The organism is Pseudomonas sp. MWU12-2029 (assembly GCF_023242425.1).
GTDB lineage: Bacteria > Pseudomonadota > Gammaproteobacteria > Pseudomonadales > Pseudomonadaceae > Aquipseudomonas > Aquipseudomonas kribbensis.
This window is the reverse complement of record NZ_JALJDY010000003.1, coordinates 376,921-402,141: the sequence shown is the minus strand read 5'-3', so window position 1 is coordinate 402,141 and position 25,221 is coordinate 376,921. Positions and strand designations below refer to the sequence as shown.

Here is a 25,221-nt window from a genome sequence, read left to right as displayed (position 1 = left end):
GCTATGCTCGCAAGATGATCCTATTTCCCGACTTGCTCCAGTTGCCCCATCAGTTGCGCCACCCGGAAGTGCGCGATCTGGCGTGGGTGATCCTCGCCCCGCCGATGCTCGCCGCCACGCCGTGGCCGCAACGTCATCCGCTGGCGGGCAGCGACTGGGTGCACGACCCTGAGCGGCTGGCGCACTGGCTGCACCGGCTCGACCGGGACAGTTACGGTCTGCTGCAATGGCTGTCCCAGGCTCGCACCCGGCGTCTGGGCCTGTATTACGAGCGGCTGTGGCAGTTTGCCGTGGAGCATGCGCCGGGGATCGAACTGATCGCCGCCAACCTGCCGATCCGCCGCGAAGGCCACACCCTCGGCGAACTCGACATGCTGCTGCGCGACCGTGACGGCGTGCATCACCTGGAACTGGCGATCAAGCTCTACCTCGGCCCGCAGAATGGTAACGGCCGCGATCCGGCGCAGTGGCTCGGCCCCGGCTGTCATGATCGACTGGACCGCAAACTGGCCCATCTGAGCGAACACCAGTTACCGATTTCCGCCCGCCCGGAAAGCCGCGAGGCCCTGGCGGCGCTGGATATCGAGTCATTCAGTGCGCAGTTGTGGCTGGGCGGTTATCTGCTGTATCCATGGCCCGGACAGTCCGAACCGCCGAGCGGCGCCCATCCGCAGCATCTGCGCGGCAGTTGGCTGCATCAAAAGGACTGGCCGGCGTTTGTCGCCCAGCGCCCGGCCGGACGCTGGCAACCCCTGCCCCGCCACGCGTGGCTGGCACCGGCACATTACCCGGCGGACCAGACCTGGAGCCACGAGCAGTTGCGGACCTGGCTCGATGAACTCGAACCGCTCGCCCCGGCGCAACTGATGGTGCGCCTGACCGAAAATGCCCGGGGCGAATGGGAGGAAGCCGAGCGGCTGTTTCTGGTTTCGGATCTGTGGCCGAACGTGCCCGGCCAATCCTGATTTTTGTACCGTTTGATCCGGCCCCGTCGCGAGCAAGCTCGCTCCCACAGTGGAATGCATCTCAAATGTGGGAGCGGCGGTGCGACGATTCGACTTGCTCGCGAAGGGGCCGACTCGGTCTAAATGGAAAGTCTCACGGCGAGTGCCGCCAACGTAACCAAAAGAACCGGCACCGTCAGCACAATCCCGACCTTGAAGTAATACCCCCAGCCGATCCGGATGTCCTTGCGCTCCAGCACATGCAGCCAGAGCAGAGTCGCCAGACTGCCGATCGGGGTGATCTTCGGCCCAAGGTCGCTGCCGATCACGTTGGCGTAGATCATCGCCTCTTTCACGACACCGGACGCCTGACTGGCATCGATCGACAGCAAACCGATCAGCACCGTCGGCAGATTGTTCATGATCGACGACAACAACGCGGTCAGCACGCCTGTGCCCATGGCCGCGCCCCACACGCCATACCCGGCAAAGGCATCCAGCCAGCCGGCCAGATGATCCGTCAGCCCGGCGTTGCGCAGTCCGTAGACCACCAGATACATGCCCAGAGAGAAAATCACGATCTGCCACGGCGCCTCTTTCATCACTTTGCGCGTGGAGATTTTGTGCCCACGGGCAGCGATGCCCAGCAACAAAGCCGCGCAAACGGCCGAGATCGCACTGATCGGAATCCCCAGCGGCTCCAGGGCAAAGCAGCCCACCAGCAGGATCAGCAACACCGCCCAGCCGGCGTAGAACGTGGCCTTGTCGTGGATCGCCGTCTCCGGGTGCTCAAGCTGTTCAGGGTCGTAGTCTTTCGGAATGTCGCGGCGGAAAAACCACAGCAACACCGCCAGCGTGGCCGCAACGCTGACAAAGTTCACCGGCACCATCACCGCTGCATAGCGATTGAAACCGATGTGAAAGAAGTCGGCCGAAACGATGTTGACCAGGTTCGACACCACCAGCGGCAGGCTCGCGGTGTCGGCAATGAACCCCGCGCCCATGACGAACGCCAGGGTCGCCGCCGGCGAAAAACGCAGGGCCAACAGCATGGAAATCACGATCGGCGTGAGGATCAGCGCCGCGCCGTCATTGGCGAACAACGCCGACACCAGCGCACCGAGCAACACCATGAAGGCGAACAGCTTGCGCCCGCTGCCCCGCCCCCATCGCGCCACGTGCAACGCAGCCCAGGCAAAGAATCCCGCCTCGTCGAGCAACAGGCTGATGATGATCAGCGCCACAAAAGTGCCGGTGGCGTTCCAGATGATCTGCCACACCAACGGAATATCGCTCAGGTGCACCACGCCAAAAAGCAGCGCGACAATAGCGCCGAGCGTTGCACTCCAGCCGACCCCGAGGCCTTTGGGTTGCCAGATCACCAGGGTAATGGTCAGCAGGAAAATCAGTGACGCAGCGAGCATTCGCGACAGCCTTCAATAAAAGGGAAAGAATCAGACCACAAAAAAACCTGTGGGAGCCAGCTCCCACAGGTTCGTTATGTTGTCAGAAAAATCAGTGGATCACTTCTTGTGCTGCGCGACCCACTCGCCATAGGCATTGATGAAGCTCTGCAGGAACGGCTTGACCGACTCGTTCAGTTTGCCCGACTCATCGAACGCCGTACCGGCGCCGCCCAGATAGGCCTCCGGCTGCTGCATGCACGGCACGTTGAGGAAAACGAAGGACTGGCGCAAATGCTGGTTGGCGCCAAAACCGCCGATGGCACCCGGCGAAACGCTGATCACCGCCCCCGGTTTGCCACCCCAGACACTCTTGCCATAAGGCCGCGAGCCGACGTCAATGGCGTTCTTCAAGGGTGCCGGCACCGAACGGTTGTACTCCGGGGTGACAAACAGCACCGCGTCGGATGAGCCCACTTTTTGCCGAAAAGTGCTGTAGGCTGCCGGCGGTGAATCGCCGTCGATGTCTTCGTTATAGAGTGGCAGATCGCCTATTTCCACAATGTTCAGCTTGAGGTTGGCCGGTGCCAGTTCCGCCAGCGCCAGCGCGACCTTGCGATTGATCGAAGCTTTACGCAGGCTGCCGACCACTACCGCGACGTTATAGACATTGCTCATGGGAAGACTCTCGACTGTCCGTGGGAGGAGCCTGTAGTTATAGATGATCCAGCGACGATTCCACCAGACGACGAGGGATATTTCCCGCGTCCGGATTATTTTTTTCCTGTAGGAAAACTTACCAAGCTCGATGGCGGTCTACCAAGCCGCAAATCAAGCGTTTTATCTCCAGAGGTTCTAAGCAGATGGCAGCAGTACTCGTCGGTCAGTTCCATGCAAGAGATGCGGAAGGCCGCGTTTATTCCGTGCATGAGTTCCAGGAATCCAACCCGTCGGCAGACGGTTTCACCGGCATGGAGCCTGTTACCACCTACAAACTGGCGATTGGCGACCGGGTCAATAAAATCGACGACAACGAATTCCTGCTGGTTCAATCAGGCATCACGTTGATTCGCGAACCCGAGCCGACTGTCGCTTCATAACCGATTGTTATGAGCAGAAGTCATCCGCGCCGAGTTGGGGTAGGATTCAGCCACTGACCCCAACGGCCGGACATGGACTTCACGCATGCGTTTACGTCATATCGAGGTGATACAGGCGCTTTTACAGACGGGTCACGTGGGCACCGCCGCCGAATGGCTGCAATTGCCGGCGGGCGATGTCGAGGAGCGACTGCGCGAAGCCGAGAGTCAGTTGGGTTTCATGCTGTTCGCCAGCGTGCGCGGACGGCTTCAGGCCACGGCCGAAGCCCGTGCGTTGCAAGTTGAAATCGCCCACATCTATGACGCGCTGGAACCGGTGCAACGGCTGGCCAGCAGTCTCAAGCAATACCTCGCCCCGCCCCTTCGAATCATCGGCACCCCGCCGCTGGCCCAGCAATTGTTGCCGCAAAGCCTTGCCGCCTTGCGCCGACGCTTGCCGGACGTGCCCTGCACGCTGCTCAGTGAACCCACCCGTCACATCGTTCGCAGTCTGTTGCTGCGCGAGAGCGATCTGGGCCTGAGCCTGCACGATCCCGAACATCCGGATATCCATTGCCAGCCGCTGGCCCAAGGCAAGCTGCAATTGCTCGCGCCCCACGGCTGGCTGCAACCGAAGCAGAAATACATTTCCCTGCAGGACCTGGCCGGTCAGGCAATGGTCGGCCTCGAAGGCCAGGACCCGCTGAGCCCGGCGCTGGAACACAAACTCCAGGCCTTGCGCCCGGCACCGAGCATCCACACCCGGGTGCAGACCCATCAGATGATGCGCAGCATGGTCGAGGCCGGTGAAGGCCTGGCCATCGTCGACCCGTTCACCGCGCTGGGTGCCCGGGCCGATGGGATCGACACTTGTCCGTTGTCACCGGCGGTGCCGATCAGCCTCTATGCACTGACCTTCAAGCACACGCCGCCGACATCGGCGGTCCAGACATTGCTGGGTATCGTTACGGAACAAGCCGAGGCGATGCTGGCGAGCTGATCGGGTTTTCCAGCGGATTATCGAATAATCGATACCAGAACAACGCCACCTCGGCGGTGTTCGGGTCGATACCGCGATAACGCAGATGGTCGATGCCACCGATCACATAACCGCAACGCTCATACAAGCGACAGGCACCGAGGTTGTTGTTCTGGGTCTCGAGCATGATCCCCGGCAGCTTTTTCTTGCGACTCCAGAACTGCGCCACATCCAGCAACGCTTTCGCCACACCATGGCGGCGTGCCGGCGCATGCACCGCCAGCTCATCGATATGGGCGAAACCGTTCCAGTTGGTGCTGATCACCAGATGCCCTACCGGCTGGTCCTCCAGATACGCCATGAAAATCGCACTGTCGGCGGCATCGCGAAAACTGCTGAACTCTTCCGGATCGATGCCGTAGCACTTGCGGTACGGCACGATCGGCGTCACACCCCACTGCGCGACGGGTTTACCGATTTCGGCCGTGCCATAGGCGGCGACCTCGAAGCTGAAATCGCTGCCCCAGATATAAGCGGCAAAGCCGTCGTCGGCAACGCGCACCGACAGCCCGGGGTATTTTGGATTCATGACCGGTTGCATACTGGGAAACGCCCTCATTCCTTGACGCAATCGACGGTGTAGTGCCGTCCATTGCCCTCGTCTTCGTGTTGCAGTCCGTGCACATCGACCACGAAACCCGGAAAACTCGCATCGAACGTGCGGGCAAACTTCAGGTAATCGATGATCGACCGGGTGGATTCGGTAAAACGCTCGCCGGGCATGATCAACGGAATCCCCGGCGGATAAGGCACCAGCATCACCGCTGCGACACGCCCCTCCAGCTCATCGATCGGCACCGCCTCGACTTCGCCGCGCACCAGTTGATCGTAGGCATGGGCCGGTTTCATGGCGATTTCCGGCAACACGGTGTACATACGCTTGAGGTGCCTGGCGGTGGCGTTGCTGCGATAACAGGCGTGGAGCTGATCGCACAGGTCGCGCAGACCCATGCCGCGATAGCGCGCCGGGTCTTCCTGAGCGACACACTTCAGGCAGGTGTCGAGGCTGACGTTGGCGTCGTAGCTGCGCTTGAACTCCAAAAGCTCGGTCAACAGCGTGCTCCACTTGCCTTTGGTGATGCCCATGGAGAACAGCACCAGAAACGAATAGAGCCCGGTTTTCTCCACCACCAGTCCGCGCTCCCAGAGGAAACGACTGACTACCGCCGCCGGAATCCCCTTGTCGCTTAAAGCGCCGCCAGCGGTCAGGCCGGGCATCACCAGAGTGACCTTGATCGGATCGAGCAGCACATAGTCGTCGCTGACTTCGCCGAAGCCATGCCAGTCCGCCTCGGGCTTCAGCAGCCAGTCTTCGGTCTGCACCCGGTCAATACCCTCGACACTTGGCGGCTGCCAGATCGAAAACCACCAGTCATTGGCGTCGATGTGTTGCCGCAGATTGGCCAGTGCCCGGCGAAAGCTCAGGGCTTCATCGAAGGTTTCCTGCAACAGCGAACGCCCGGCCGGGCCTTCCATCATGGCCGAGGCCACGTCCAGCGAGGCGATGATGCTGTATTGCGGCGACGTCGAGATATGCATCATGAACGCTTCGTTGAACCGGTCGCGGTCCAGTTGCCGAGCGCCGCCGTCCTGCACATGAATCATCGAAGCCTGACTGAACGCCGCCAGTAGTTTATGGGTGGAATGGGTGGTAAACACCAGCGGACTGTCGGCACTGCGCGAGGTGGCCATGCCGTAGCGTCCGGCAAAGAATTCGTGAAACGCCGCGTAGGCGTACCAGGCTTCGTCGAAATGCAGGACCTCGACACTGTTGCCCAGGCTCTGCTTGATCAGTTCGGCGTTGTAACAGAGGCCGTCATAAGTGGAGTTGGTGACCACCGCGAGTTTGACTTTCGGCTCCCGGCCCTTGGTCAGCGGGCTTGCATCGATCTTGGCCTGGATCGATTCGCGGCTGAATTCGCTCAGCGGGATCGGGCCGATGATGCCCAGCTCGTTACGTTCCGGGCACAGATAGAGAGGAATAGCCCCGGTCATGATGATCGCGTGCAACACCGACTTGTGGCAGTTGCGATCCACCAGCACCAGATCATCGCGCCCGACCATCGAATGCCAGACGATCTTGTTGGCAGTCGAGGTGCCATTGATCACGAAAAAGGTGTGATCGGCGCCGAAATTGCGCGCCGCCCGCGCTTCCGCTTCGGCCAGCGGCCCGGTGTGATCGAGCAGCGAGCCCAGCTCCGGCACCGACACCGACAAATCCGAACGCAGGGTGTTTTCGCCGAAGAACTGGTGAAACGCCTGCCCCACCGGACTCTTGTGATACGCCACGCCACCGCCATGCCCCGGGGTGTGCCAGGAATAATTGGAGTCGGCGGTGTGCTGCACCAAGGCCTTGAAGAACGGTGGCAACAACCCGTCCAGATACTTGCGCGCCGCCCGCGCCACCTGCCGGGCCAGAAACGGTACGGTGTCTTCGAACAGGTAGAGAATGCCGCGCAACTGATTCAGTTCGGCCATGGCATCGGCCGGGGCGTTTTCCAGGGTGACCTGCTCGCCGAGGGCGAAGATCGGCAGATCCGGCGCCCGCACCCGGGCAAGACCGATCAGTTCGGCCATGTTCTGTAACAAATGGGAATTGGTGCTGGCGTCTTCAGCGGCAATCAACATGCACGCCAGACCATGGTGGGTCGACGCCACCAGCCGGCCCTCGGTGTAGTCCGTGGCCGAAACGATGCTGAAACCTTCCTGCTCGAGTTCACGGGCAATGCCGCGAATGCGTTCGCCGGCAACCGTGTCGGCCTTGATGTCGCGGTGGACGATCAACACCGGGAACTTCAGATCTTTGTACATGAGACTCAGTGTCCTGAGGCGGCGGAGAGTGATCTGCCAATGTCCTCAGGGTAGAGGGTCGGAGCGGATGTGGCGAGGGTGGCCAGTTGTCAGTACTGCCAAAAACAAAGGATCGTCCGAACGCGGCCTGCGCATTCGGACGATCCTTTGCGTTTTACGCCTGGGCTTCGGCTTCCAGCAGCTGAGTCCACAGCGCCGGTGCGCCAGCGGATTTGGCGATGATTTCCAGACGCACCTGGTGCTCGGCCAGTTCGGCTTCGGTGGCGCGAATGATCCGCCCCGGCTTGCGATCCGCCGGCAGACGGCGGATTTCGGTGGCGGAGTTGTCAGCGCCCTCGCCCGTGCCGTTACCGTCGGAGGCGTTACCGGCCAGGGACAGGCTGGTCTGGCCACCGGTCATGGTCAGGTAGACGTCGGCAAGAATCTCCGAGTCGAGCAATGCGCCGTGCAGCTCACGGCCGGAGTTGTCGACGCCGTATCGTTTGCATAGGGCATCGAGGCTGTTGCGCTGACCCGGGTGACGTTCCCGGGCCATCATCAGGGTGTCGAGGATCGTGCAGTGCTGCGTGATGTCCGCGCGATCCTGCTGACCCATCAGGGCGAATTCGTTGTTGATGAAGCCAACGTCGAACGCCGCGTTATGGATGATCAGTTGCGCGCCGTTGATGAACTCGAAGAACTCATCGGCCACTTCGGCGAAACGCGGTTTGCCGACCAGGAATTCGTTGGTGATGCCGTGAACGCCGATCGCGCCTTCGTCACTTTCGCGGTCCGGTTGCAGATAGACGTGAAAGTGCCGGCCTGTCAGGCGCCGACCGATCAGCTCGACGCAACCGATTTCAATGATCCGGTGACCATCGGTCACCGGCATGCCGGTGGTTTCGGTATCGAGTACAACGGATCTGGTGGCCATCAGTGTTCAGCTCTCAACGGGGTCAATCGTGCAAAAGCGGCGATGTTAACACGCTGGTGGCGCGAGTCGCGCACCGCCGGGTGATCGGCGCTCATGCAGTTTTTAACAATCATTAGCAATGTTCATAAAGTCTGGGGCAAACCGGCTTGTTAGCGTGCGCGGCCTGTTTCCCAGTGGATTTGAGCACGTCATGAAGACTGCATACGTTTTTTTGGTTGGCGCCTGCCTGCTGACGGCCGAAGCGCACGCCACCAGTTTTGTCATCAGCACCGACATCACCCTGAGCCTGACGCTCAGCTCCAGCAAAGGCACCAGCGGGTCGTTCAAGGACGACAAGATCGTGCTGGCCGCCAAGGATGATGCGGCGGCCTTCGTGGCCAGCGACGGAGACATTCGTGGCGCGCAGATGGAGGCGGCATTCCAGCGGATTCGCAGCCTGTTGCCGGAACTGTCCGCCACTGACTTGCAATTGGCGAGCGCCATTCTGATGCTGTAATCAATCCTGCTTGTAGCCGCGCACTTCATCCACACCACGATTGGCCAATTGGTCGGCGCGTTCGTTGCCGTGGTGGCCGATGTGGCCGCGGACCCATTTCCAGGTGACCTTGTGGCGATTGACCTGCTCGTCCAGCTCTTTCCACAGGTCGGCATTTTTTACTGGCTCTTTGGCAGCGGTTTTCCAGCCGCGTTTCTTCCAGTTGGCCATCCACTCGTTGATGCCTTTCATCACGTATTGCGAGTCGGTCACCAGCAGCACTTCGCACGGACGCTTGAGGGCTTCCAGGCCGCGAATCGCGCCGAGCAGCTCCATGCGGTTGTTGGTGGTGTTGGCTTCGCCGCCCCACAGTTCCTTTTCGACGCCCTTGCACACCAGCAGGGCGCCCCAGCCGCCCGGGCCGGGGTTGCCCTTGCAGGCGCCGTCAGTGAACAGTTCTACGCTATCGACGCTTTCGCTCATGCCACTCTATCCAGAAAAATGCCTGGCCCCGCCGATCACGGATCGACAACGGCCCGGGCCGGACAGACCCGGCCACAATAAAAGAAGGTTTACGGTTCGATGCGGCGACGATTGACCTTGGCCATCGGCAGCGGAATCAGCTTGCCCATCGGCTCGCGGCGCTCCTGACGCACCGGACGCAGGCCGACCACGATCTTGCGCGCGACCAACAGATAGAAACCGCCGCCCGCCAGTTGCCAGTCGCCGGCCTTGCGTTCCCAGCCGGCCAGACGGGCCTGCCACTTGGGTGACGCGAGCGGCGGACGATAGCACCCGAAGCGGCGTTTCTCCAGCGCGAAGCCCAGCAGGTTGAGCCAGTCGGCGACCCGCGATGGCGAGATGCAGCGCGCCTGATGCAACGCATCGTGAGCGAACACATGGCGCAGGCCCCAGGTGCTCCAGGGATTGATGCCGACAATCAGCAGATGCCCGCCGGGGCGCACGCTGCTGGCCGCTTCACGCAGCAGGCCGTGGGGCGACAGGCAGAAATCCAGACCGTGCTGCAACACCACCACGTCGGCGGCGTGCTCGCTCAACGGCCAGGCCTGCTCTTCGCAGACGATCTCGACACCGGGCAACGGCGCACCGAGCCGCACGTTGCGCTGCACCTGCGGCGCCGACGGCGGTGTTTCTGCAGAAGGGCCGTAATGCACCAGATAGCCGCCGAAGAACCGGCCGAGCTCGTCTTCGAGCATGCGCCGCTCTTCGTCGAGCAGAAATTGCCCGAGGGGACCGGACAGCCATTCACGGGCCGCCCCGATCAGGGCCAGCCAGTCAGGATCGGCCTGAGCGAACGCTTTATCGATCATTGCATTCTCCAACACGCCAGGAACCTCTAAGATGCGCCAATGTTACCCGCTTGGCGAATCCGAAGATGATACAGATCAGTGCCCTGCCCGCCTTCACCGACAACTACATCTGGTTGTTACAGGATCATGCCACCCAGCGTTGCGCGGTGGTCGACCCGGGCGATGCCGCCCCCGTGCAGGCGTGGCTTGCCGCGCATCCGGGCTGGGTGCTGGGCGACATTCTGATCACTCATCATCACCATGATCATGTCGGCGGTGTCGAGACGCTTAAAAAGGCTACGGGCGCCACCGTCTACGGTCCGGCCAGCGAAAGCATTCCGGGGCGGGATGTGGCGCTCAAGGATAACGACAAGGTTCGCGTGCTCGGCTGGGATTTCGATGTCTACGCCGTTCCCGGCCACACCCTGGGGCACATCGCCTATTACCATCACGGCCTGCTGTTCTGCGGCGACACCCTGTTCGCCGCCGGTTGCGGCCGTTTGTTCGAGGGCACGCCGGAGCAAATGCACCACTCCCTTGGTCGTCTGGCGGCCCTGCCGGAAGACACGCTGGTCTACTGCACCCACGAATACACCCTGAGCAACCTGAAATTTGCCGCTGCGGTGGAGCCGGGCAACCCGGACATTGCCGCCCGTCTGGAAAAAGTCAGCCAGCAACGGCAGAACGGGGTCATGACCCTGCCCTCGACCATTGCCCTGGAAAAGCTCACAAACCCGTTTCTGCGTACCAGTGAAACATTAGTTACACAAAAAGTGGACGAACGGAATGGCGCTCAAAACCGGGCGCCGAGTGAGGTTTTTGCGGCTCTGCGGGCTTGGAAAGATAAGTTCTAAGCCGTTCACCACTTGGTACAAAAACGCTGAATGGTTGACCGCAGGGGGTGCGCTTTCTAGAATCGCCCGACATTTTTGCCCGGAACTTACTTCCAGCCAATGTCGTCATCCATACGTAAGTCCGTCAATTCAGACGCATTGACCCGCCTGGCGCAAGCCATCGCGGTGGCTGTGTCCGCCACGCTGGCGGGCTGTTCCAGCCATGCTCCGCAGACTGAAGCGACCCATACGCCGAACATTGCTGCGCGAGCCAAGCAGAAGCCGATCTGGTTGTCCGAGAAGCCCAGCCCGCAGGTGCCCCAGGACATCTGGGAACGCATGCGCGGTGGTTTTCAGCTTCAGGAAGGCCTGGGCGTAAACCCGCGCATCGAGCAGCAGCGCCTGTGGTTCGCCAGTAACCCTTCCTTTCTCGAGAACGCCGGCGAGCGCGGCAGCCTCTACATTCATTACATCGTCGAGCGCCTCGAAGAACGCAACATGCCGCTGGAACTGGCCCTGCTGCCAGTGATTGAAAGCGCCTACAACCCGATGGCCTATTCCCGGGCCGACGCGGTGGGCCTCTGGCAGTTCATCCCGTCCACCGGGCGCTACTACAACCTGCGCCAGACCCGTTTCTACGACGGCCGTCGCGACATCACCGCCTCGACCACGGCAGCGATGGATTACCTGACCCGCCTGCACGACATGTTCAACGGCGACTGGCTGCTGGCCCTGGCGGCCTACAATGCCGGCGAAGGCACGGTCAGCCGCGCCATCGAACGCAACGAAAAGCTCGGCCTGCCGACCGACTACTGGAACCTGCCGCTGCCGGCAGAAACCCAGGCCTACGTGCCGAAACTACTGGCCCTGTCGCAAGTGGTGCTGTCGCCGGAAGCCTACGGGGTGAACCTCAACCCGATCGCCAACGAACCTTACTTCCAGGTCGTCGAAATCAACCAGCGCATGGACCTGTCCAAGGTCGCCGCCGTGGCCAACATCGACGAAGACGAGCTGTTCCAGCTCAACCCGGCGTTCAAGCAGCGCACCACCATCGACGGCCCGCAACACCTGCTGGTGCCGACCTCGAAGGCGCAACTGCTGACCGCCAGTCTGCAGACCATGCGTCCTGAAGAACTGATCAGCCCTCGTTCGCTGAAACCGGTCTTCGAAGGCGCCGACCCGACCGAAGTCGCGAAGCTCAAGCGTGCCTACCGGGTCAAGCGCGGCGACAACCTCGGCTCCATCGCCAAGGCCAACAAGGTCGACGTCAAGGACCTGCAACGCTGGAACAAGCTGACCGGCAAGAACCTCAAGGTCGGCCAGACCCTGGTCATGCAGGACACCACCAAACGCACTCCGGCCAGCAAGACCGGCGGGCGCATCAACACCGTGATCGCGGCCAACACCAAGACCAAAGCCAAGGACGACAGCAAGCAGCAGACCCAGTACAAGGTCCAGCGCGGCGATACGCTGTATGTTGTTGCCAAGCGTTTCAACGTCGAGATGCAGCATCTCAAGCGCTGGAACCCGGGCGCCGGCAAGGCGCTCAAGCCTGGGCAGATGCTCACGGTCTACCAGCCGCACTGACAAAGAGCCCCTGAATTCAGGGGCTTTTTTTTGCCTGTCATTTTTTGCTGTCGATGCCGGCAACTCCCACAATTAACCGCGCATTAAGCCCCTGTCTTTTTCCTGTCCATACAAGCTGTTACTGTACGGCCCACAAAGCCCAAGCCGCCTGGATCGGATCTGACTTGAAGCGTCCCCTCCTCCTGCTCCTGATCAGCCTGGCCTTGAGCTCCCCCGTCAGCGCCACGATCACCGAAAGCCACGGTTATGCGCAGTTCGGCACGCTCAAGTACCCGGCCAGATTTACCCACTTCGACTGGGTCAACCCGCAAGCGCCCAAGGGCGGCACCTTGCGGGTGATGGCGTTTGGCACCTTCGATACGCTCAACCCCTACACCTTCAAGGGCACCAGCCCGGTCACCACCCCGAATTTCCTGCAGTACGGCATCAACGAGCTGAACGAGCCGCTGATGGTCGGCACCGGCCAGTATTCGCCGTCCGGCGATGAGCCGGCCTCCAGCTATGGCCTGATCGCGCAATCGGTGGAATACAGCGAAGACCGCAGCTGGGTGGTGTTCAACCTGCGCCCGGAAGCGCGCTTCCACGATGGCACGCCGATCACCGCCTACGACGTGGCGTTCTCCTATCGGACGCTGCTCAAGGAAGGCCATCCGCTGTACCGGACGGCGCTGCAGGAGGTGTCGCGGGTCGACATCCTCAACCCGCAGCGCATTCGCTTCATCATGAAGCGCTCGGGCAATCCGCTGCTGATCCTGCGTCTGGGCGAGTTGCCGGTGCTGCCCCAGCATTACTGGAAGGGCCGTGACTTCAAGGCCACCACCTTCGAGCCGCCAATGGGCAGCGGGCCGTACCGCATTACCTCGGTGACGCCGGGACGGCAGCTGATTTTCGAACGGGTCAAGGATTACTGGGGCAAGGACTTGCCGGTCAATCGCGGCAAGTACAACTTCGATCGCATGGAAGTCGAGTTCTATCGCGACAGCGATGTGGCCTTCGAAGCGTTCAAGGCCGGCGAGTTCGACATCTATATCGAGCATCAGGCGAAGAACTGGGCCAATGGCTACAACTTCCCGGCCGTGCGCCGTGGCGACGTGATCAAGGCGCAGATCCCGCACCAGATCCCGACCCAGAGCCAGGGCCTGTTCATGAACACCCGGCGAGCCACCTTCTCGGACGTCAAGACCCGCGAAGCGTTGGGCCTGATGTTTGATTTCGAGTGGACCAACCGCGCGCTGTTCAGCGATGCCTACCAGCGCACCACCAGCTATTACCCGAACAGCGAGTTCAGCGCCAGCGGCCTGCCCGTCGGTCACGAATGGTTGATGCTCAAGCCGTACAAGGATCAATTGCCGGCCCGGCTGTTCACCGAGCCGTTCACGCTGCCAAAGACCGACGGGCGCGGCATTCCCCGGGAAACCATGCGCAAGGCCCTCGCGCTGCTGGCCGAGGCCGGCTGGAAGCTCAATGGCCAACGCTTGCAGAACGCCGCCGGGCAACCGCTGAGTTTTGAACTGCTGCTGGTCAACCCGAATCTTGAGCGGATCCTCCAGCCGTACATCGAGAACCTCAACAGCATCGGCATCGACGCGCGCCTGCGCACGGTGGATCGCGCCCAATACAAGCAGCGCCTGGATCAGTTCGACTTCGACATGATCCTCATGACCCTCAACCAGACCCTCAGCCCGGGGCTGGAACAGTGGCAGTACTTCCACTCCAGCCAGGTCGGGGTCAAGGGCAGCAAGAATTACGCGGGCATCGCCAACCCGGTGGTCGATCATCTGCTCGAGCAATTGCTCGCCGCCCGCACCCGCGATGAACAGGTCGCCGCCGGCAAGGCGCTGGACCGCGTGCTGCTCTGGCAGCACTACAGCATTCCCAACTGGTACCTCAATTATCATCGTCTGGCGTACCGCAACCGGTTCGCCTTCGTCACCACTCCGCCCTACACCCTGGGCCTGAGCGCGTGGTGGCTGAAATCTTCGGAGAAAGGTCAATGAACGCCGTTCGCACCCTGCTCGTGCAGGCTTGCGGCCTGTTGTTCGCCGGGCTGGCCTGCGCCGCCCCGCAACACGCCGTGACCCTGTACAACGAGCCGCCGAAATACCCTGCCGATTTCAAGCATTTCGATTACGTTGACCCCAATGCCCCCAAAGGTGGAGTCTTCCGTCAGGCCGGTTTCGGCGGTTTCGACAGCCTCAACCCGTTCATCAGCAAAGGCGTGCCGGCCGATGACGTCGGGCAGATCTACGACACCCTGACCCGGCACAGCCTCGACGAGCCGTTCACCGAATACGGCCTGATCGCCGGCAAGATCGAAAAGGCCCCGGACAACAGCTGGGTGCGTTTCTACCTGCGCCCCGAAGCGCGCTTCCATGACGGCCACCCGGTGCGTGCCGAGGACGTGGTGTTCAGCTTCGAGACCCTGACGAAAGAAGGCTCGCCGATGTTTCGCGGTTACTACAGCGACGTCGAAGAGGCCGTTGCCGAAGATCCGCTCACGGTGCTGTTCAAGTTCAAGCACAACAACAATCGCGAGCTGCCGCTGATCCTCGGCCAGTTGCCGGTACTGCCGAAACACTGGTGGGCCAGTCGCGATTTCAACAAGGGCAATCTGGAAATCCCGCTGGGCAGCGGCCCGTACAGGGTCGCCGAAGTGAAGGCCGGGCGCTCGGTACGTTACGAGCGGGTCAAGGATTACTGGGGCAAGGACCTGCCGGTCAATCGCGGCTTCTACAATTTCGATGTGATGACCACCGACTACTTCCGCGACAACACCGTCGCCCTGGAAGCGCTGAAGGCCGGCCAGTTCGACTACTGGCTGGAAATGACCGCGAAGAACTGGGCCAACGCCTACAACATTCCGGCCGTCACCGAAGGCCGACTGGTCAAGGAACTGATCCCCAACGGCAACCCGACCGGGATGCAGGGCTTCGTCTTCAACCTGCGCCGTCCGGTGTTCCAGGACGTTCGTGTGCGTCAGGCGCTGGGCCTGCTGCTCGACTTCGAATGGACCAACAAGCAACTGTTCAACAGCGCCTATGTGCGCACCCGCAGTTATTTCGAGAACTCGGAAATGGCCGCCACCGGCCTGCCGGACGCCGATCAACTGGCGATTCTCGACCCGTTCCGCCGCCAGCTCCCGGCGCAGGTGTTCAGCGAAGCCTTCGAAAACCCCAAGACCGATGCCAGCGGCATGATCCGCCTGCAGCAACGCGAAGCCTATCAACTGCTGCAAGAGGCCGGCTGGAAGATCGTCGACGACAAGATGGTCGACACCACCGGCAAACCGGTGGTCATCGAGTTCCTGCTGGCCCAGACCGAATTCGAACGGGTGCTGCTGCCGTTCAAGCGCAACCTCGCCGACCTTGGCATCGATCTGGTGATCCGCCGCGTCGACGTCTCGCAATACGTCAACCGCGTGCGTTCGCGGGATTTCGACATGATCGTCGGCAGTTTCCCGCAGTCCAACTCACCGGGTAACGAACAACGGGAGTTCTGGATGAGCGCCGCCGCCGACAAACCGAGCAGCCGCAACTCCATGGGCCTGAAAGACCCGATCGTCGATCAACTGGTCGAGAGCCTGATCAACGCCGACTCGCGCAAAAGCCTGGTGGCCCACGCCCGGGCGCTGGACCGCGTGCTGCAATGGGGTTACTACGTGATCCCCAACTGGCACATCAAGACCTGGCGCGTAGCTTACTGGAACCACATCGGCCATCCGAAAGTCTCCCCCAAGTACGACATCGGCATTAATACCTGGTGGGTCAAGCCCGACACGAAACCTGCGGTAGAAGTGCAAACCCAACTGCAAGCCGACCCTGTGGGCACGGAGTAATCAGATGCTGGCGTATATTTTTCGGCGACTGTTGCTGATCATTCCGACCCTGTTCGGCATTCTGCTGATCAACTTCGTGATCATCCAGGCCGCGCCCGGCGGGCCGGTGGAACAGATGATCGCCAAGCTCGAAGGCTTCGAAGGCGCCACCAGCCGCATTGCCGGCGGCGGTGCCGAAGTGTCGGTGGCCGGCTCCGCCTATCGCGGCGCGCAAGGCCTGGACCCGGCGCTGATCAAGGAAATCGAGCACATGTACGGTTTCGACAAGTCGGCGCCGGAACGGCTGTGGATCATGGTCAAGAACTACGCGCGGCTGGACTTCGGCGACAGCTTTTTCCGCGACGCCAAGGTCATCGACCTGATCAAGGAAAAGATGCCGGTATCGATCTCGCTGGGGCTGTGGAGCACGCTGATCATGTACCTGGTGTCGATCCCGCTGGGGATCGCCAAGGCCACGCGGCACGGCAGTCACTTCGACGTCTGGACCAGTTCGGCGATCATCGTCGGTTATGCGATCCCGGCGTTCCTCTTTGCGATTCTCCTGATCGTGGTGTTTGCCGGCGGCAGTTATCTGGACTGGTTTCCGCTACGCGGCCTGACCTCGAACAACTTTGACGAGCTGAGCCTGGGCGGCAAGGTCCTCGACTACTTCTGGCACCTGGCGCTGCCGGTGACGGCACTGGTGATCGGCAACTTCGCGACCATGACCCTGCTGACCAAAAACAGCTTCCTCGACGAGATCAACAAACAATACGTGGTCACTGCCAAAGCCAAGGGCCTGACTCGCCATCGCGTGCTCTACGGCCATGTATTCCGCAACGCGATGCTGCTGGTGATTGCCGGATTCCCGTCGGCGTTCATCGGCATCTTCTTCACCGGCTCGCTGCTGGTGGAGGTGATCTTTTCCCTCGACGGCCTCGGCCTGATGAGTTTCGAAGCGGCGATCAACCGCGATTACCCGGTGGTGTTCGGCACCCTGTTCATCTTCACCCTGCTGGGGCTGGTGGTGAAACTGATCGGCGACCTCACCTACACCCTGGTCGATCCGCGCATCGACTTCGCCAGCCGGGAGCATTGAGATGAACCTGTCCCCGCTCAACCGCCGGCGCTTCGAACTGTTCAAGGCCAACAAGCGTGGCTGGTGGTCGCTATGGCTGTTTTTGATCCTGTTCGGCCTGAGCCTCGGCGCCGAACTGATCGCCAACGACAAGCCGCTGGTGGTGCACTACGACAACAACTGGTACTTCCCGGCGATCAAGCGCTATCCGGAAACCACTTTCGGCGGCGAGTTCCCGCTGGAAGCCAACTACAAGAGCCCGTACATCCAGGAACTGCTCGAGGCCAAGGACGCCTGGGTGCTGTGGGCGCCGATTCCGTTCAGCTACCAGAGCATCAACTACGACCTGAAAGTCCCGGCCCCTGCCCCGCCCTCGACAGTGAACCTGCTGGGCACTGACGATCAGGGCCGCGATGTGCTGGCGCGGGTGATCTACGGCTTCCGTATCTCCGTGCTATTCGCCCTGACCCTGACCGTGCTCAGTTCGATCATCGGCGTGATCGCCGGCGCGTTGCAGGGCTTCTATGGCGGCTGGGTGGATCTGGCCGGACAGCGTTTCCTGGAAATCTGGTCGGGCTTGCCGGTGCTGTACCTGCTGATCATTCTCGCCAGTTTCGTCCAGCCGAACTTCTGGTGGCTGCTGGGGATCATGCTGCTGTTCTCGTGGATGAGCCTGGTGGACGTGGTACGCGCCGAGTTCCTGCGCGGACGCAACCTCGAGTACGTACGCGCGGCCCGGGCGCTGGGCATGCAGAACGGCGCGATCATGTTCCGCCACATCCTGCCCAACGCCATGGTCTCGACCATGACCTTCATGCCGTTCATCCTGACCGGCGCCATCGGCACCCTCACCGCACTGGACTTCCTCGGTTTCGGTTTACCGGCCGGCAGCCCGTCGCTGGGCGAACTGGTGGCCCAGGGCAAATCCAACCTGCAGGCGCCGTGGCTGGGCATGAGCGCGTTTGCGGTGCTGGCGCTGATGCTGAGCCTGCTGGTGTTTATCGGCGAGTCCGCTCGCGATGCCTTCGACCCGAGGAAGTGACATGAATCAGGACAATCTGATCGAAATCCGCGACCTCGCCGTCGAATTCGGCACGAGCGATCGCGCCCATCGGGTGGTCGAGGGCGTCAGCTTCGACATCAAGCGTGGCGAAACCCTGGCGTTGGTGGGCGAGTCCGGCTCGGGCAAGTCGGTGACGGCGCACTCGATCCTGCGCCTGCTGCCCTACCCGCTGGCCCGCCATCCGGCCGGCAGCATCAGCTATTCCGGGCAAAACCTGCTGGAGCTGAGCGAAAAGACCATCCGTCACATCCGTGGCAACCGGATCGCGATGATCTTCCAGGAGCCGATGACCTCGCTCAACCCGCTGCACTCCATCGAAAAACAGATCAACGAGATCCTCGGCATCCACAAGGGTCTGACCGGCAAGGTCGCGACCAAGCGCACGCTGGAGCTGCTGGAAATGGTCGGCATTCCCGAGCCGCACAAGCGCCTCAAGGCCCTGCCCCACGAGTTGTCCGGCGGCCAGCGCCAGCGGGTGATGATCGCCATGGCCTTGGCCAACGAGCCGGAACTGCTGATTGCCGACGAGCCGACCACCGCGCTGGACGTGACCGTTCAGCTGAAAATCCTCGACCTGCTCAAGGAATTGCAGGCTCGATTGGGCATGGCGCTGCTACTGATCAGTCACGATTTGAACCTGGTGCGAAGAATTGCGCATCGCGTATGTGTCATGCAGCGCGGTTGCATCGTCGAACAGGCATCGTGCGCAGAGCTGTTCCGTTCTCCGCAGCATCCGTACACTCGGGAGCTGCTGGCGGCGGAGCCCAGCGGAGGCCCGGCGAGCAATAAAATCGGCGCGCCGCTGTTGCAGGTCGAGGACTTGAAAGTCTGGTTCCCGATCAAGAAAGGCCTGCTCAAACGCACGGTGGATCACGTCAAGGCAGTGGACGGCATCAATTTCAGCCTGCCTCAGGGTCAGACCTTGGGGATCGTGGGGGAAAGCGGTTCCGGCAAATCCACTCTGGGGCTGGCGATCTTGCGGTTGATCGGCAGCAAAGGCGCGATCCGTTTTGAAGGCAAGCAGCTAGACTGCCTGACGCAGAACGAGGTTCGCCCGTTGCGTCGGGAGATGCAGGTGGTGTTCCAGGACCCGTTTGGCAGCCTGAGCCCACGGATGTGTGTAAGTGACATCGTTGGCGAAGGCTTGCGGATCCACAAGATGGGCACCGCCGCCGAGCAGGAAGCGGCGATTATTGCGGCATTGAAGGAGGTAGGTCTGGATCCGGAAACCCGGCACCGCTACCCCCACGAATTTTCCGGTGGGCAGCGGCAGCGTATCGCCATTGCCCGGGCCTTGGTGCTCAAACCGGCGCTGATCCTGCTGGACGAGCCGACTTCGGCCCTCGACCGGACGGTGCAGCGGCAAGTAGTGGAGCTGTTGCGTTCACTGCAAGCCAAGTACAACCTGACGTATTTGTTCATCAGCCATGATCTGGCTGTTGTGAAAGCGCTGAGCCACCAGTTGATGGTGGTCAAGCATGGCCAAGTGGTCGAACAGGGAGACGCGCAAAGTATTTTTGCCGCCCCCCAACATCCGTATACACAGCAGTTGCTGGAAGCCGCTTTTCTGGCACCAGCCACTGCGCAATAACCTGAAAGAGGAGCAACACATGGGTTTTCTCGCCGGTAAGCGCGTACTGATCGTCGGTGTCGCCAGCAAGCTGTCCATCGCATCCGGCATCGCTGCCGCCATGCATCGCGAGGGCGCTGAGCTTGCCTTCACTTATCAGAACGAAAAACTGAAAGGTCGCGTCGAAGAGTTCGCACAGGGCTGGGGTTCGAGCCCTGAGCTGTGCTTCCCGTGCGACGTGGCCAGCGATGCGGAAATCGCCAAGGTCTTCGAAGAACTGAGCAAGAAGTGGGACGGCCTGGACTGCATCGTGCACTCCGTAGGCTTCGCACCGGGCGACCAGCTGGACGGCGACTTCACCGAAGTCACCACCCGTGAAGGCTACCGCATCTCTCACGACATCAGCGCCTACAGCTTCGTCGCTCTGGCCAAGGCCGGTCGCGAAATGATGAAGGGCCGCAACGGCAGCCTGCTGACCCTGTCCTACCTGGGCGCCGAGCGCACCATGCCGAACTACAACGTCATGGGCATGGCCAAGGCTTCGCTGGAAGCCGGCGTACGTTACCTGGCCGGTTCCCTGGGCCCGGAAGGCACTCGCGTCAACTGCGTATCGGCCGGCCCGATCCGTACCCTGGCCGCTTCCGGCATCAAGAGCTTCCGCAAGATGCTGGCCGCCAACGAAGCGCAGACCCCGCTGCGTCGCAACGTCACCATCGAAGAAGTCGGCAACGTCGGCGCCTTCCTGTGCTCGGACCTGGCGTCCGGCATCAGCGGTGAAATCACCTACGTGGACGGCGGCTTCAACACCACCGCCATGGGCAACATCGAAGAGTAATCTTCGCGCTGCCGATAAAAAGCCCGCCGATTGGCGGGCTTTTTCATGCCTGCGATTCCAGCAGTACTGTTTTTCTGTGGGATTCAGCCTGCTGACTGATCGCGATGTATCAATCCACGCCCCCGGTGCGCCTGATACCGTCATCGCGAGCAGGCTCGCTCCCACGATTGAAAAGCACAGCGCTAGACTCAGGTCACCCAACCGTCGATTGAGGCCTTCCCATGCAGCTCAGCCCATTCCATCTGGCCATTCCCGTATACGACCTCGCCGCCGCCCGGCATTTTTACCGTGAAGTGTTCGGCCTCGAAGAGGGTCGTTCCAGCGATCACTGGGTCGACTTCAATTTCTTCGGCCATCAACTGGTGATTCACCTGGCGCCAAAAAACGCCTCGCAGGAAGCTGCCCATACCAATGCCGTGGACGGCCATGACGTGCCGGTGCCGCATTTCGGTGTGGTGCTCGGGATGGAGGAATGGCACGCCCTGGCCGAACGCCTGAAATCGCTGGGCACGCGGTTTGTGATCGAGCCGGGGATTCGTTTTCAGGGTCAGGTGGGCGAGCAGGCGACGATGTTTCTGTTCGACCCGTGCGGCAATGCGCTGGAGTTCAAGGCGTTCAAGGATATCAGGCAGTTGTTTGCCAAATAGCAGCGCCTGTACAGACGCCTTCGCGAGCTTGCTCGCGATGAGGCCGGCACTAACAGCGCTTCAACGCCTGCTTATGGGCATACATCGCCCCATCCGCATCCGCCAGCAGCTTGTCCACGGTTTCATGCCGTCGCGGGTCGTATTCGATCTGCCCGACACTGAAGCGAATCGCGTACCCCCGATGCAACGTCGCATTGCGCTCCTCGAGGATTTCCTTGAGCCGCGCCATGATTGCCGTGGTTTCGATGTGGCTGGAGCCGGTCAGCAGCGCCACGAATTCATCGCCACCCAAGCGCCCGACCACGTCGCTCTCGCGAAAGGCAATGCGCAACACATCGGCGAAGGTCTTGAGCGCACTGTCGCCTTCGGCATGCCCGTAAAGGTCGTTGATCTGCTTGAAATCATTGAGGTCGAAAAACAGCAGCGTCGCCGGTTTGTCCATCCGTGCGCAGGCGTCCAGCGCATGCTGGGCCAGCATCTTGAAGCCCCGGCGATTGGACAGCAGTGTCAGCTCGTCCATGCTCGCCATCTGCACGGCCATCAGCTCTTGCTCGGCCATGCCGGCGAGATCGCGCAGCAACTCGCGTTCTTCGTCGTCGAGTTCGCGGGGTTTGGTGTCGATCAGGCACAAGGTGCCCATCTTGTTGCCGTTGGGCACGGTCAGCGGGTAACCGGCGTAGAAGCGGATGTTCGGGTCACCGGTCACCAACGGATTGTCGTGGAAACGCTCATCCTCGCGGGCATCGGGCACCAGCAGCAGCTCATCCTTGAGGATCGCGTGGCCGCAGAACGAAACAGAACGTGGCGTTTCGGTAGTGTCCAGCCCCACGCAGGACTTGAACCATTGCCGCTCCTTGTCCACCAGCGTGACCAGGGCAATCGGTACATTGAACAGTCGCCTGGCCAGACGGGTCAGGCGGTCGAAGCGTTCTTCGGGGGCAGTATCGAGGAGGTTCAATCCATACAGCGCCTGAACCCGAGCCGCCTCATTGGCGGGTTTGCCTGGAACCAGCATCAGTACACTCCATTGTCATCAGTGGTCTTTAGCGTAGACCGATTCGGCGATGACTCAACTTCTCATCCGCCAGCCACCGGGCATGGCCCTCCGGCATCCGCCCACAGTTTGAACTGACTGACGAAGATGTCGTGGGGCACCGGCACCGGTTGCCGCCCTGCTCCGGGATTCCAGCCCCAGAGCACCAGTTTGTCCTCGCTGACGTGCTTGATCAGCGCGGCGAAGTCCCGGTCGCCGTTGCTGCTGCGGTCCTTGATCATCGCGCACAGGCGATCCGGCGGCAGGCCGATCCAGGCCATCTTGTGCGAGGCTGGTGGCAGGCTCCAGTGCGGCGCACCCGGTGGCGCGTGGGGGCCATAACTGGCCGGCGGATTGCTCTCGGCGTGGCAGGTGGCGCAGGGCAAACCGGCGGCGCCCTTGCCGTCCATACCGCGCACCACGTTCATCGCGTGGGGCGTGCCGGCGTCGAACTGCAACGGCGAATCGCCGGGAATGTGGCAGTTCTGGCAACGCGGGCTCTGGAACACTTTCTGTACCGTGCCAAAGGCTTTCAGGGCTTCCTGATCGTCAGCGAACAGATCCGAAGCGTAACCACCCAACCCGACCAGAATCACCGTGCCCAACAACAGATGTCGTTTCATCTCACACCCCCGACAGTTGCAGCGGCAGTTCCCGCAAACGCTGCCCGGTCAGGGCGAACACCGCGTTGGCCACCGCCGGCGCGGTCGGCGGCACACCGGCCTCGCCGATGCCACCGGGCTTGTCGCTGCTTGGCACAATATGCACCTCGACCACCGGCATCTCGTTCAGTCGCAGCACCTGATAGTCGTGATAGTTGGACTGCACGACCTGGCCGTCCTTGAGCGTCAGTTTGCTGTGCAACGCCATGCCCAGGCCGAAGGTGATGCACGACTCCATCTGCGCCGCGATGCTCTGCGGGTTGACCGCAATCCCGCAATCCACCGCACACACCACCCGGTGCACACGGATCTTCAGGTTGTCCTGGGACACCTCGGCGACTTGCGCCACGTAGCTGCCGAACGACTCGTGCACCGCCACGCCCAGCGCATGGCCGTCCGGCAGCGGCGCTTTCCAGTTGGCTTTTTCCACCGCCAGATTCAGCACGCCAAGGTGCCGGGCGTGATCCTTGAGCAAGGTTCGCCGGTACTCCACCGGGTCCTTGCCTGCTGCCGTGGCCATTTCATCGATCAACGACTCCATGACAAACGCGGTGTGGCTGTGGCCCACCGAGCGCAGCCACAGCACGTTGATCCCGGTGGCCGGCGAATGCAGATCGACCTGATGGTCCGCCAGCCCCTGGATGTACGGACTGTCCGCCACGCCCTCGACCGAGGTCTGGTCGACGCCGTTCTTGACCATGGTTTTTTCCAGCATGGTGCCGGCCATGATCGACTGCCCGACCAGCACATGCTGCCACGCTTGCGGCATGCCGTCGGCGCCGAGGCCGATCCGCGCCTGATGCAGGAACATCGAGCGGTAATACCCGCCGCGAATGTCATCCTCCCGAGACCACACGGTTTTCACCGGCATCGCGGCAGCCTTCGCCACCTGCACCGCTTCGGCGACAAAGTCCGACGTCGGGTTGGCCCGCCGGCCAAAGCCGCCGCCGAGGAATTCGGTGTGGATTTCCACCTGCTCGGGTTTCAGTCCGGTGATCTTGCCGGCGATCATTTGGTCCAGCGTCTGAAATTGTGTGCCGGTCCAGATCTCGCACTTGTCTGTGCTGATTTTCACCGTGCAATTGAGCGGCTCCATCGGCGCATGAGCCAGATACGGCACGCTGTACTCGACATCGATTTTCTTCGCTGCCTTGCCAAAACTGCCCTTGGCATCCCCGGCCTGGCTGGCGGGAATGCCCGGTGTGGCGGCGAGTTTGCGGAAACTCTCCAGTAGTTTTTCGCTGCTCAGATCGGCGTGCGGGCCAAGATCCCAATCGACTTTCAATGCATCACGACCGAGCTTCGCCGCCCAGTAATGATCGGCAATCACCGCCACGCCAGTCGGCACCTGCACCACCTTGCGCACGCCGGGAATGGCCAGCGCCTGCGCGCCTTCGAAGGATTTGACGCTGGCACCAAACACCGGCGCCCGGGCGACCATGGCGGTCATCAGCCCGTCGAACTGCACGTCCATGCCGAACTTCGCGCGGCCGGTGATTTTCTCTGGAGTGTCGAGGCGTTTGGTGGGTTTGCCGATGACTTTCCAGTCTTTGGCTTCCTTGAAGGTGATCGACTTCGGATCCGGCACCGGCAGCTGTCCGGCGGCGTCCGCCAGTTCGCCGTAAGTGGCGCGATTGTCACCGGCAATTACCACGCCGGATTCGGTGCGGATCGTCGACGGCGCCACGTTGAAACGCTTGGCCGCCGCCTCGATCAACATCTGCCGCGCGGTGGCGCCCGCGAGCCGGTAACGGTCGAACTCCATCCAGGTCGAGGTCGAACCGCCGGTGATCTGCATCCCGCCAAACGCCGGCATGCCGTAATCGGCAGCCGAGGCCGGCGAGTGCTCGACGCGGATTTTCGACCAGTCGGCGTCCAGCTCCTCGGCAATCAACATGGTCAGGCCGGTCCAGATGCCCTGGCCCATTTCCGAATGGCCGAGCAGCACGGTGACGCTGTTGTCCGGCGCAATCCGCAGGAACGCGTTCGGCGCAAAGGCCTTGCCTTCATTTTCCGCCGCTGTGGCAAAGCGGTTGCCGCCGGGCACCACGAACGCCACGACGAGACCACCGCCAAGCACGGCGCTGCCCTTGAGAAATCCGCGACGGGATACAGGACTGTTCAT

At 61.6% G+C, this 25,221-nt stretch carries 23 protein-coding genes; 13 read left to right on the top strand and 10 right to left on the bottom strand.

All coding sequences use genetic code 11. The annotated features are described in order from the left end of the window. Positions 1–14: 14 nt before the first annotated feature. Entirely contained in the window at positions 15–965 is a 951-nt protein-coding gene (locus tag M5B44_RS09675; RefSeq protein ID WP_248738990.1) for a DUF1853 family protein, read from the top strand. Between the two features lie 119 nt (positions 966–1,084). On the opposite strand, the gene M5B44_RS09670 is transcribed toward M5B44_RS09675, so the two are convergent. Continuing rightward, positions 1,085–2,368 (bottom strand): arsenic transporter, encoded by a 1,284-nt coding sequence (locus M5B44_RS09670; RefSeq protein ID WP_248738989.1) that lies wholly within the window; start codon positions 2,366–2,368, stop codon positions 1,085–1,087. 99 nt (positions 2,369–2,467) lie between these two features. Then, on the bottom strand, positions 2,468–3,025 hold the full coding sequence (locus M5B44_RS09665; RefSeq protein ID WP_085708589.1) for an NADPH-dependent FMN reductase: 558 nt from the start codon (positions 3,023–3,025) through the stop codon (positions 2,468–2,470). Positions 3,026–3,210: 185 nt separating this feature from the next. Between M5B44_RS09665 and M5B44_RS09660 the strand changes: the two genes are divergently transcribed. Both M5B44_RS09660 and M5B44_RS09655 read left to right on the top strand, forming a co-directional pair. Then, positions 3,211–3,447: a hypothetical protein gene (locus tag M5B44_RS09660; protein WP_085708590.1), complete on the top strand. Its 237-nt coding sequence runs from the start codon at positions 3,211–3,213 to the stop codon at positions 3,445–3,447. A gap of 85 nt (positions 3,448–3,532) precedes the next feature. Further along, positions 3,533–4,426: a LysR family transcriptional regulator gene (locus tag M5B44_RS09655; RefSeq protein WP_248738988.1), complete on the top strand. Its 894-nt coding sequence runs from the start codon at positions 3,533–3,535 to the stop codon at positions 4,424–4,426. Here M5B44_RS09655 and M5B44_RS09650 read toward each other — a convergent pair. From M5B44_RS09650 to dnaQ, 3 genes are all read right to left on the bottom strand, one after another. Further along, complete coding sequence (locus M5B44_RS09650) at positions 4,392–5,006, bottom strand: GNAT family N-acetyltransferase (protein ID WP_248738987.1); 615 nt, start codon at positions 5,004–5,006, stop codon at positions 4,392–4,394. The genes M5B44_RS09655 and M5B44_RS09650 overlap by 35 nt on opposite strands. Before the next feature lie 14 nt (positions 5,007–5,020). After that, positions 5,021–7,276 carry an Orn/Lys/Arg decarboxylase N-terminal domain-containing protein gene (locus M5B44_RS09645; RefSeq protein WP_248738986.1) on the bottom strand — a complete coding sequence of 752 codons (2,256 nt, stop codon included), beginning with the start codon at positions 7,274–7,276 and terminating at the stop codon, positions 5,021–5,023. 154 nt (positions 7,277–7,430) lie between these two features. Further along, a complete protein-coding gene (dnaQ, locus tag M5B44_RS09640) occupies positions 7,431–8,189 on the bottom strand; it encodes a DNA polymerase III subunit epsilon (RefSeq protein WP_085708594.1) in 759 nt (252 codons plus the stop codon). Between the two features lie 190 nt (positions 8,190–8,379). On the opposite strand from dnaQ, the gene M5B44_RS09635 reads away from it, so the two are divergent. Then, positions 8,380–8,685, top strand: coding sequence for a DUF2388 domain-containing protein (locus M5B44_RS09635; RefSeq protein ID WP_248738985.1), 306 nt, complete (start codon positions 8,380–8,382; stop codon positions 8,683–8,685). On the opposite strand, the gene rnhA is transcribed toward M5B44_RS09635, so the two are convergent. Further along, positions 8,686–9,147, bottom strand: coding sequence for a ribonuclease HI (gene rnhA / locus M5B44_RS09630; protein WP_039770807.1), 462 nt, complete (start codon positions 9,145–9,147; stop codon positions 8,686–8,688). 89 nt (positions 9,148–9,236) lie between these two features. After that, a complete protein-coding gene (locus tag M5B44_RS09625) occupies positions 9,237–9,995 on the bottom strand; it encodes a methyltransferase domain-containing protein (protein WP_085708596.1) in 759 nt (252 codons plus the stop codon). Between the two features lie 65 nt (positions 9,996–10,060). On the opposite strand from M5B44_RS09625, the gene gloB reads away from it, so the two are divergent. From gloB to M5B44_RS09580, 9 genes are all read left to right on the top strand, one after another. Beyond that, positions 10,061–10,828 (top strand): hydroxyacylglutathione hydrolase, encoded by a 768-nt coding sequence (gene gloB / locus M5B44_RS09620; protein ID WP_114886648.1) that lies wholly within the window; start codon positions 10,061–10,063, stop codon positions 10,826–10,828. A 99-nt stretch (positions 10,829–10,927) separates the two neighbouring features. Next, positions 10,928–12,394 (top strand): transglycosylase SLT domain-containing protein, encoded by a 1,467-nt coding sequence (locus tag M5B44_RS09615; protein ID WP_248738984.1) that lies wholly within the window; start codon positions 10,928–10,930, stop codon positions 12,392–12,394. Positions 12,395–12,558: 164 nt separating this feature from the next. After that, on the top strand, positions 12,559–14,391 hold the full coding sequence (locus M5B44_RS09610) for an extracellular solute-binding protein (protein ID WP_248738983.1): 1,833 nt from the start codon (positions 12,559–12,561) through the stop codon (positions 14,389–14,391). Further along, positions 14,388–16,229 carry an extracellular solute-binding protein gene (locus tag M5B44_RS09605; RefSeq protein WP_114882285.1) on the top strand — a complete coding sequence of 614 codons (1,842 nt, stop codon included), beginning with the start codon at positions 14,388–14,390 and terminating at the stop codon, positions 16,227–16,229. Before M5B44_RS09610 ends, M5B44_RS09605 begins: the two co-directional genes overlap by 4 nt. A gap of 4 nt (positions 16,230–16,233) precedes the next feature. Next, positions 16,234–17,307, top strand: coding sequence for a microcin C ABC transporter permease YejB (locus M5B44_RS09600; protein WP_085708600.1), 1,074 nt, complete (start codon positions 16,234–16,236; stop codon positions 17,305–17,307). Position 17,308: 1 nt separating this feature from the next. After that, on the top strand, positions 17,309–18,328 hold the full coding sequence (locus M5B44_RS09595) for an ABC transporter permease (RefSeq protein WP_248738982.1): 1,020 nt from the start codon (positions 17,309–17,311) through the stop codon (positions 18,326–18,328). 1 nt (position 18,329) lies between these two features. After that, positions 18,330–19,940 carry an ABC transporter ATP-binding protein gene (locus M5B44_RS09590; protein ID WP_248738981.1) on the top strand — a complete coding sequence of 537 codons (1,611 nt, stop codon included), beginning with the start codon at positions 18,330–18,332 and terminating at the stop codon, positions 19,938–19,940. Positions 19,941–19,959: 19 nt separating this feature from the next. Beyond that, positions 19,960–20,754, top strand: a complete 795-nt coding sequence (gene fabI / locus M5B44_RS09585) for an enoyl-ACP reductase FabI (protein WP_085708603.1) — start codon at positions 19,960–19,962, stop codon at positions 20,752–20,754. A gap of 221 nt (positions 20,755–20,975) precedes the next feature. Next, complete coding sequence (locus M5B44_RS09580; RefSeq protein ID WP_248738980.1) at positions 20,976–21,401, top strand: VOC family protein; 426 nt, start codon at positions 20,976–20,978, stop codon at positions 21,399–21,401. 49 nt (positions 21,402–21,450) lie between these two features. Here M5B44_RS09580 and M5B44_RS09575 read toward each other — a convergent pair whose 3' ends face one another. From M5B44_RS09575 to M5B44_RS09565, 3 genes are all read right to left on the bottom strand, one after another. After that, on the bottom strand, positions 21,451–22,416 hold the full coding sequence (locus M5B44_RS09575; protein WP_114882282.1) for a sensor domain-containing diguanylate cyclase: 966 nt from the start codon (positions 22,414–22,416) through the stop codon (positions 21,451–21,453). Between the two features lie 62 nt (positions 22,417–22,478). Then, positions 22,479–23,057 carry a hypothetical protein gene (locus tag M5B44_RS09570; RefSeq protein ID WP_248738979.1) on the bottom strand — a complete coding sequence of 193 codons (579 nt, stop codon included), beginning with the start codon at positions 23,055–23,057 and terminating at the stop codon, positions 22,479–22,481. Position 23,058: 1 nt separating this feature from the next. Beyond that, a complete protein-coding gene (locus M5B44_RS09565) occupies positions 23,059–25,221 on the bottom strand; it encodes a xanthine dehydrogenase family protein molybdopterin-binding subunit (protein ID WP_248738978.1) in 2,163 nt (720 codons plus the stop codon).